Below are 8428 nucleotides of genomic sequence, written 5' to 3'. Positions count from 1 at the left end.
GGGCTCGTTCGACATCCTCGCCGAGATCGTCTGCGAGGACGACGACCACCTGCTGGACGTCATCAACAGACGCATCAGGGCCCTGCCCGGCGTGCCGCGGCAGGCGGCAGTGCCGCCGGTCCGAGGCGGCGCTGCCCGCTGTGGCCGCTGAGCCCTGCGACGGCCCGGAAGACGATGTGGGGCGGCGAATCACCTGCCGAGGTCCTTCCTCGCGCTCAACGCTCGCCTCGGGTAACCAGGCACGGTCACTGGCGGGAGTCGTAGCTCTCGCGTGCCGAGAGTACTTCGGTCATGTGTACCTCGGCCCAGAGACCCAGTGCCTGAAGCGGAGCGTGCAGGGTGCGCCCCAGTGGCGTCAGTTCGTATTCGACTCTGGGTGGTACCTCGGCGTACATGTGCCGGGTGACGAGCCCGTCCCGTTCCAGGTCGCGGAGGGTCTCGGTGAGGACCTTGGCGCTGATGCCGTCGACGGTGGTGCGCAGGTCGCGGAAGCGCATGCGGTCGGCGCTGAGGGCGATGACCACCATGGCCGTCCACTTGTTGGCGATGCGAGCGAGTGAGGTGCGGGACGGGCAGGTCGCCGTCATGACATCGAAGGCCGGAAGCTGTGGCATGCGTCGCATCCCCTCATTGGCTACGTTGAGGTGGCTGATTATCGCTGGTGAGTCTATGGCCTCAGCAGGCAGCACCCGACGGAACTCAGCTGAGGAGAAGCCATGCGCACCGCGTAGTCCGTGTCGCATCCCGGGTCTGGCCGCTCGCCGCGAGCAGCCAGAACCTGGGCCGCGCCGACAACACAGCACACAGCACAGCAGAGACCCAGAGCGTTCCAGGGCCGCGGTAGCAACCGCGGCCCTGGAACGCTCGCCGCGCAGGTCGCAGCGTGCCTCATCGCCTGCCTGCGGCGGTCACGATCCGTGCGGGCGGCACGCACAGCTTCCCGAACACCGCCGTATCCGCGGCGAGTTCACCGGGCAGGGCCGCCGGTCACGTCCCGCCCGTGCCCGGCCGGACCACCACCGCAAGGGTCGTGATCCGGCCGCTGCGTGCGAAGTGCAGCGTGAACGGCACGAGGTCGCCCTCGCGCCATGTCTCCTTCGCCCGCACGGTCACATCCGTGCCGAACGGAGACATGGCGAGGCTTTCGCCGGCCGGGACGGCGGCGGAGTCCACCGTCTGCCCGTACGCCGCCCGTGCGCCCGCCATGCGGTGGTTGCTGAGCCTGGCGTCGCCGCCGGTGGCGGAGGACGTGACCTTCAGCAGCCGGTCGTCCGCGCCGCCGGAGTTGGTGATGCGGAAGAACGCGGAGGTCTCCCGGGTGCTGCTGAACGAGAGGAAGACGCGCCCGCCGGTGACGGCGATCTGTGCGGGGGTGCCCGCGTTGCCCTGGGCGACCCAGGTGGTGAGGCCCCCGAGTGCGACGAGGCACGCGGCGACGGGCGCGAGCGCGGCGATCAGGGTGTCGGTGACTCGGCGGCGGTTGGGGCGCCACAGGCGCTGTCCGGTCATCGGGTACCGCCCCGGACCCGCGACGGCTGCCAGGCCCGCAGGCGCAGACTGTTGCCGACCACCAGCAGGGAGCTCACCGACATCGCCGCCGCGGCGAGCATCGGGTTGAGCAGCCCGACCATGGCGAGCGGCACGGTCACCACGTTGTAGCCGAACGCCCACAGGAGATTGACGCGGATCGTGCCCAGGGTGCGCCGGGCGAGCCGGACCGCGTCGCCCAGGGCCTCGATGTCACCGCGTACGAGCGTCACGTCGGCAGCCCCGATCGCCACGTCCGTGCCACCGCCCATGGCGATGCCGAGGTCGGCTCCGGCCAGCGCGGCGGCGTCGTTGACCCCGTCGCCGACAACCGCGACCCGGTAGCCCTGTTCCCTCAACTCCCGTACGAGGCCGGCCTTGTCCTCGGGCGTGCAGCGGGAGTGCACCTCCTCGATGCCGAGCGCGGCGGCGACCGCCCGCGCCGGTGCCTCCCGGTCGCCGGTGGCGAGCACCGGGCGCACACCGAGGCGCCGCAGCCGGTCCACGGCCTGGTAACTGCCGGGGCGTACGACGTCTCCGACCTCGATCAGCGCCTCGGCGGCCCCGTCGACACGGACCAGGACCGGCGTGTTGACGCCGGACTCCGCCGCCCGCAGCGCTTCGGTGAGGGCGGCGGGCAACTCCCCGTCCGGCGCGAGGACTTCGACGAGCCGCCCCTCGACCCGGCCGCGCACGCCGCGCCCGGCGGTCGCGGCGAAGCCGCTCACCTCCGGCAGCGTGCCCTGCCCGGTCGGGGCTTCACCCGACGCTCGAACACGGTCGCGCGAGGGGGCGTCTATCGCGTACGCGACGATCGCGCGGCCCAGTGGGTGTTCCGAGCCCTGCTCCACCGCGCCGGCCAGCCGCAGCACCGCCTCGCGCCCGAGCCCGTCCGGCACGACGGTGACTCTGGCGACGGTCATGTGGCCGGAGGTGAGGGTGCCGGTCTTGTCGAGCACGACCGTGTCGATGTGCTGCAAGCCCTCCAGGGCCTGCGGGCCCCGGACCAGGACACCGAGCTGCGCGCCGCGCCCGGTGGCGGCCATCAGAGCGGTCGGCGTGGCCAGCCCCAGCGCACACGGGCACGCCACCACCAGGACGGCCACGCACACGGTGATGGCGGCCTGCGGGTCGGCCCCGGCGCCCAGCCAGAACCCGAGCACGGTCACCGCGAGCGCCAGCACCACCGGCACGAACACCCCGGCCACGGCGTCCGCCAGCCGCTGCGCCCGCGCCTTGCCCGCCTGCGCCTCGGTCACCAGCCGGGTGATGCGGGCAAGCTGGGTGTCCGCACCGACCGCGGTAGCCCGTACGAGCAGCAGTCCGCCGACGTTGACCGCCCCGCCGACCACGGCCGTACCCGGTCCGACCTCGACCGGCTCGCTCTCCCCGGTGACCAGGGACAGGTCCACGGCGGAGTTGCCCTCCGCCACCACGCCGTCGGTGGCGACGCGCTCGCCGGGACGGACGACGAAGACCTGCGCGACCCGCAACTCCTCGACAGGGATCAGCCGTTCGGCCCCGTCGTCGCGTATCGCCACTTCCTTCGCGGCGAGTTGGGCCAGCGACCGCAGGGCCGCCCCGGTGCCGTTTCTGGCCCGAGCTTCCAGGAACCGTCCGGTGAGCACGAACAGCGGTACGACGACGGCCACTTCGAGGTAGACGTGCGCCGTGCCGTCCGAGGCCTCGGGCAGCAGGCTGAACGGCATCGTCATGCCCAGCTCGCCCGCACCGCCGAAGACGAGCGCGTACACCGACCAGGCGAAGGATGCCGCCACGCCCAGCGAGACCAGGGTGTCCATGGTCGCCGCCGAGTGCCGCAGCCCGCGCAGCGCCCGCACGTGGAACGGCCACGCGCTCCACACCGCGACCGGCGTGGCCAGTACGAAACACAGCCACTGCCAGGCGCGGAACTGCAGGTCGGGCACCATGGACAGCGCGACCACAGGCACCGCGAGCAGCGCCGTGATCACCAGCCGTTCGAGCTCCTGCCGGGTGCCGTCGGACTCCCCGGCCTCTTCCTTCCCGTGCTGCTTCGGCGGCTCGGGCAGCGCGGCCGTGTAACCGGCCTGCTCGACCGTCGCCATGAGTTCGTCGGGGCTGACGTGCGGCGGATGGCTCACCCTGGCGCCCCCGGTGGCCAGATTGACCGTCGCGGTCACACCCTCCAGTTTCGCGAGCTTCTTCTCCACCCGCCGCACGCAGGCCGCACAGGTCATCCCGCCGACGGTCAGGTCGGTGGTCACCACAGAGGTGACCGGTTCCGTGGTCATCAGCCGCCACTCCCGCCCATGCCCATGTCGTCCATGTCCATGCCGCCACCGCCACCGCCGTCACCGCTCGTTCCGGAGCGCTGCATATCGGGCGCCACCGGGTCGACGGCTGCTCCGGCGGCGTACGACCCCGTGAAGACCAGGGCGAGCAGGAGAAGGAATCCGCAGAGGGCGGGCTGCGGCACCGGTCTCCGCAGCGCGGAAATCTTCTCGGGGGCGGACTGCTGGGGCTCTTCCATCATCGGGGCTCCTTACATCTGTCAGATGGCCCGGGCGCGGGATCACATCGGATCCCCGTGGCCGTACCGTTTACAGAAGTCGGGCCCGGAGAAGGTGGAGTTCCGCACGCTTGTATGGCGTGCGTCACGCTTGCCCTGGGGCTTCGCCGCGAGGCCGCGCGACTGTCCGTGGCAGGCCGCCTCGGGGCCTCAGCGTTGTTGAGACCGAGAACGACGCTTCCAAAGTGTGCCCGGTGCGACACCACGCCGCTGAATGTGCTGCCATCAGGCATGGACACCAGCCGACGCGTACTCATCGTCGCCTATGACAACGCCCAGATTCTCGACATCGCCGCGCCCAGCAGTGCGTTGGACATCGCCAACTGGTTCGGCGCGAGCCCGCCGTACTCCATCGAGCTGGGCACCCTCGGCGGGCGGGCCGCCCGGAGCTCGACAGGGATCCAGGTGGGCGGGGGACTGGACTTGGAGACGGTCGGGGGACACCTGGACACGCTGCTGGTCGTGGGTGGCCTCAGCTGCGAAGGCGCGGCGGCGGACGAGAGGTTGCTGGCCCAGGTGCGGCGGCTGGCCGGGCACAGCCGGCGCGTGGCCTCGGTCTGCACCGGCGCCTATGTGCTGGCCGCCGCCGGGCTTTTGGACGACCGCAGAGCCACGACCCACTGGCGGTGGGGGGAACGGCTGGCCGAGCGGTATCCCTCGGTGGCCGTCGACGTGGCCCCGATCCGCATACGCGACGGCAACGTCTACACCTCCGCCGGCCTCACCAGCGCCCTCGACCTGACGCTGGAGCTGATCGAGGACGACCACGGACCGACCCTGGCCCGAACCGTCGCCCGAGAACTCGTCACTCAGGTGCACCGTCCCGCCGACCAGGCACAGATCTCCCTGTACCTGTCCGCTCCGCCGCCGGAGGACCGGCTGGTGCGGGACCTGATGGGCTACGTCGCCGGCCATCTGGCCGAGGACCTCTCACCGCCGGCGCTGGCGGGCCGGGCGGGGGTCAGCGTCCGGCACCTGGCCCGGCTCTTCGGCGCACACCTCGGGACCACTCCGGCACGGGCCGTGCGCGTGGCGCGTACCGAGGCGGCGGCACACCTGGTGAGGAACAGCGGACTGCCGATGGCGGCGATCGCCCGCCGCTGCGGTTTCGGATCGGCGGAGACACTGCGACAGGCGTTTCTGGACCGCTACGGGATCACGGGGGACGTGCTTCGCAGGATGCCGGACATGCCACCCCCGCGCGTCGCACCGAGGCACGAGACTTTCGTGCCATGACGCATCCGACGCATCCGAGGTCTCCGACGACAGGCAGAAACGTTCTTCGAGGCACGGCAGGCGACGGGCCCTGGAGTTGCTGTCGGCGTCCGAGGTGTAGGAGGGGCGCGGTTCCGGGTGAGATCCTCGTCGGCCCCGCCGGCCTCAGCGATCTGGGTTCGCGCTGTGAATGACAGCCCTTTCACCGCCGGGTCCGCGCGGACTGCCTCCGGTGCCACCTTGGCCTGGTGACGGCGTTGGCCGGGCGACCGACGTAGCCGCGGGTGACGACGGGCGACTCGGTCCTTCGGCTTCTGGATCAGCACAGCAACTCCGCGTCAACCACCACGCCGTCGTCACGATCGTCCAGCGCGCCGAGGGACTGGGCCGCAAGGTGCTCATGCCGCCTGTCACCGACGCCGCGGGCCTCGCCTTCGCCGGCTTGGAGGACGGCGCGGGCCACCACCACTTCGGCATGTTCTCCGTTCCCGCCCGTGACGCGTCCCGGGCTCACCGGGTGGCCCCACCGCGCGTAGTCCGCCGTACCGCCCGGCTCCGTCAAGAACCCGAGCTCCAGAAACCGGAAGGTCCCCGAATGTCCAGCGCTACCAGCGAGAAGGTCGGCGTCCGTGTGTACGGCGGTCCCACCACCCTCATCGAGTACGGCGGGCTCAGGTTCGTCACCGACCCGACCTTCGACCCGCCGGGCGAGTACTCCTTGCCCCTCCCTGGTGACCACAAGCTCGTCAAGACCGACCCCTCACCCGTCACCGCCGCCGACCTCGGCCCCGTCGACGCCGTTCTGCTCTCCCACGACACACACGACGACAACCTCGACGACGCCGGACGCGCCTTCCTGCCCGGGACGCCGGTTGTCTTCACCACGGTCAGCGGCGCCGGCCGACTGGGCGGAAACGCCCACGGGCTCGCCTTCTGGGAGACCGCCGAGCTCTGGAGGCCCGACGGCGGCACCGTGACCGTCACCGGCGTGCCCGCCCGGCACGGTCCCGTCGGCTGCGAGCCGGTCACCGGCGACGTCATCGGCTTCATGCTCACCTCCCACGACCTGCCCTCGGTCTACGTCAGCGGTGACAACGCAGCCTTGGAGCACGTCACGGACATCGCGGAGAAGTTCGCCCCGGTGGACACCGCGGTGCTCTTCCTCGGTGGCGCGCGCATGTCCTTCGCCTTCGACGGCGCCCTGCTCACCCTCGACAGCGCCCAGGGCGCCGAGGCCGTGAAGCTCCTCGGCGCGCGGCGGGTCGTCCCCGCGCACTTCGACAGCTGGGCCCACTTCCAGGAAGGCCGGACCGAAATCGAGACCGCCTTCAGCGAGGCCGGCCTGGCCGACCGCCTCGACTTCGCCCGGTAAGCGCCAGACTTCAACGCCAAGCTTGACGACAAATCGGCGTCCGGGTGGCGGTTCTCGCGCATCCTGGCCAGGACGGCCTGAACGCCCCCTTCACGGGCCCCGGCAGGGACCTCCGCCATGTACGTGGCGTAAGAGAGCATCAACTCCCGGTGATTCATGGGGTGTTGCGACCAGCTTGCCCCAGGAATCTTTCATAAATTCCTGAGTCGCTTGAACACTCCTGGGGCTTCCCGCGTATTTGATGGAGCCGCTTCACTCCTGTCGGGCGCCTCGATAGCCTCACAAGGCAGTCAGAGGAATTCCATGGGACGCAACACACGCAAACGACGTTCGCCGCTGGCCGTTCGGGCCATTGCCGCATCCGCGGCACTCGCAGTCGCGGGCGGCGGCCTGGTCTGGGCCAACTTCAACGCCTCGGCGGGCGAGTCGAAGCCCGAGCACAACACCACGCTGTCCGCCGCGCAGGTGGCCACCATCGACTGCCCGGACGTCGGCCAGCAGCTGACGAGCGTGCCCGAGGGGGCACGCGCGGGTGTCGCGAAGGAACTGGCGCTACTGGACCAGCAGATCACCGATGCCTACAAGCGCCTCGCGGACACGCGCCAGGCACAGGCGGGGGACGCCGGCTTCGTCAACAACGCCATTCTCGGCCCGCTCAAGTCCAAGCGAGTCGCCACCCTCGACCGGATCGGCATCAACATCCGGAACGCGGGCGGCGAGACCCCGAAGGACACGGACCAGCTCGCCACCTGTCAGGGCGTCGCGGACCAGAACCAGCCCGCCCCCGGGGGTGACCAGGGCCAGAACCAGGGCGACAACGGCGGCCAAGGTCAGGACGACGGTCAAGGTCAGGACAACGGCCAAGGCCAGGGTCAGGTCGGCAACGGTCTGCCCGCGGCCGACTTCCAGGACATCACCCAGGTCCAGCCGAACGGCGGCCCGAAGGGTGTGAACGGAAACGGTCTCGCCGCGAACGGTGACGGTGGTTCGACGGGTACCTTCACCACGCGCTGCGGCACCAACGGGAACGACAACCACAACTCGGACAACATCATCAACGCTCCGGGTGTCAGCAACGGTGCGCAGCACACCCACGACAACGTCGGCAACCAGGACAACAGCGCCTTCACCAGCGACGAGGAGTTCCTCCAGGCTGACACCAGCTGCGAGAACCAGGGCGACAAGTCGACGTACTACTGGCCGGTGCTGCGCCTGCAGAACGGTGAGGACGAGTTCGACGCGAACGACCTCGGTGGCGGTGCGGAAGGCAACATCGGCCCGATCCAAGAACCCACCGAGGCGGAGCTGAAGTTCGTCGGCAACAAGGCCGGCGATGTCGTCGCGATGCCGCAGGCCCTGCGCATCATCACCGGTGACGCCAAGGCCTTCACCAACGGCCTCGCCAACGCCAACACGAACTGGAGCTGCACCGGCTTCGAAGACCGGCAGCTGACGGACAAGTACCCGATCTGCCCCGAGGGCAGCTCGGTGGTACGGACGTCCTTCTTCCAGAGCTGTTGGGACGGCCAGAACAGCGACAGCGCCAACCACCGCGCGCACGTGGACTTCGTGCAGGAGGACGGCACCTGCGCCAACGGCTTCCAGGCCATCCCCCAGCTCCAGGCCCGTCTGGTCTACGACGTTCCGGCCCCGCAGATCCAGAACGGACAGGTCGTGAACCCGTTCGCGGTGGACAGCTTCCCGGACCAGCTGCACAAGCCGATCACCGACCACAACGACTTCATCAACTTCTTCGACGAGAA

The 8428-nt window shown here is 70.3% G+C and carries 8 protein-coding genes and 1 pseudogene; 4 read left to right on the top strand and 5 right to left on the bottom strand.

The window, feature by feature from the left end:
* A pseudogene (locus AB0I18_RS50900) lies at positions 1-94 on the top strand (Lrp/AsnC ligand binding domain-containing protein); the annotation flags it as partial.
* A 151-nt stretch (positions 95-245) separates the two neighbouring features.
* Here AB0I18_RS50900 and AB0I18_RS50895 read toward each other — a convergent pair.
* From AB0I18_RS50895 to AB0I18_RS50880, 4 genes are all read right to left on the bottom strand, one after another.
* Positions 246-614, bottom strand: coding sequence for a helix-turn-helix domain-containing protein (locus AB0I18_RS50895; RefSeq protein WP_363112690.1), 369 nt, complete (start codon positions 612-614; stop codon positions 246-248).
* Between the two features lie 373 nt (positions 615-987).
* Complete coding sequence (locus AB0I18_RS50890; protein WP_363112689.1) at positions 988-1509, bottom strand: copper chaperone PCu(A)C; 522 nt, start codon at positions 1507-1509, stop codon at positions 988-990.
* On the bottom strand, positions 1506-3800 hold the full coding sequence (locus AB0I18_RS50885) for a heavy metal translocating P-type ATPase (RefSeq protein WP_363112688.1): 2295 nt from the start codon (positions 3798-3800) through the stop codon (positions 1506-1508). The genes AB0I18_RS50890 and AB0I18_RS50885 overlap by 4 nt, the downstream gene beginning before the upstream one ends.
* Positions 3800-4039: a hypothetical protein gene (locus AB0I18_RS50880; RefSeq protein WP_363112691.1), complete on the bottom strand. Its 240-nt coding sequence runs from the start codon at positions 4037-4039 to the stop codon at positions 3800-3802. The genes AB0I18_RS50885 and AB0I18_RS50880 overlap by 1 nt, the downstream gene beginning before the upstream one ends.
* A 270-nt stretch (positions 4040-4309) precedes the next feature.
* Here AB0I18_RS50880 and AB0I18_RS50875 point away from each other — a divergent pair, with 270 nt between their 5' ends.
* Positions 4310-5314 (top strand): DJ-1/PfpI family protein, encoded by a 1005-nt coding sequence (locus tag AB0I18_RS50875; RefSeq protein WP_363112687.1) that lies wholly within the window; start codon positions 4310-4312, stop codon positions 5312-5314.
* 298 nt (positions 5315-5612) lie between these two features.
* Here the strand turns inward: AB0I18_RS50875 and AB0I18_RS50870 are convergent, their stop codons facing one another.
* Entirely contained in the window at positions 5613-5855 is a 243-nt protein-coding gene (locus tag AB0I18_RS50870; RefSeq protein WP_363112686.1) for a hypothetical protein, read from the bottom strand.
* Between the two features lie 33 nt (positions 5856-5888).
* On the opposite strand from AB0I18_RS50870, the gene AB0I18_RS50865 reads away from it, so the two are divergent.
* A complete protein-coding gene (locus tag AB0I18_RS50865; RefSeq protein ID WP_363112685.1) occupies positions 5889-6665 on the top strand; it encodes an MBL fold metallo-hydrolase in 777 nt (258 codons plus the stop codon).
* A gap of 303 nt (positions 6666-6968) precedes the next feature.
* On the top strand, positions 6969-8428 hold a 1460-nt coding region (locus AB0I18_RS50860), incomplete at its 3' end, for a DUF1996 domain-containing protein (RefSeq protein WP_363112684.1).

This window comes from Streptomyces sp. NPDC050704 (genome assembly GCF_040654355.1).
GTDB lineage: Bacteria > Actinomycetota > Actinomycetes > Streptomycetales > Streptomycetaceae > Streptomyces.
The sequence above is the reverse complement of the archived record's forward strand: the minus strand, read 5'-3'. Positions and strand labels throughout refer to the sequence as shown.

Coding starts and splice junctions, on each gene's coding strand:
- AB0I18_RS50895 (WP_363112690.1), bottom strand. CDS start 614: ATGCCACAGCTTCCGGCCTTCGATGTCATGACGGCGACCTGCCCGTCC.
- AB0I18_RS50890 (WP_363112689.1), bottom strand. CDS start 1,509: ATGACCGGACAGCGCCTGTGGCGCCCCAACCGCCGCCGAGTCACCGAC.
- AB0I18_RS50885 (WP_363112688.1), bottom strand. CDS start 3,800: ATGACCACGGAACCGGTCACCTCTGTGGTGACCACCGACCTGACCGTC.
- AB0I18_RS50880 (WP_363112691.1), bottom strand. CDS start 4,039: ATGGAAGAGCCCCAGCAGTCCGCCCCCGAGAAGATTTCCGCGCTGCGG.
- AB0I18_RS50875 (WP_363112687.1), top strand. CDS start 4,310: ATGGACACCAGCCGACGCGTACTCATCGTCGCCTATGACAACGCCCAG.
- AB0I18_RS50865 (WP_363112685.1), top strand. CDS start 5,889: ATGTCCAGCGCTACCAGCGAGAAGGTCGGCGTCCGTGTGTACGGCGGT.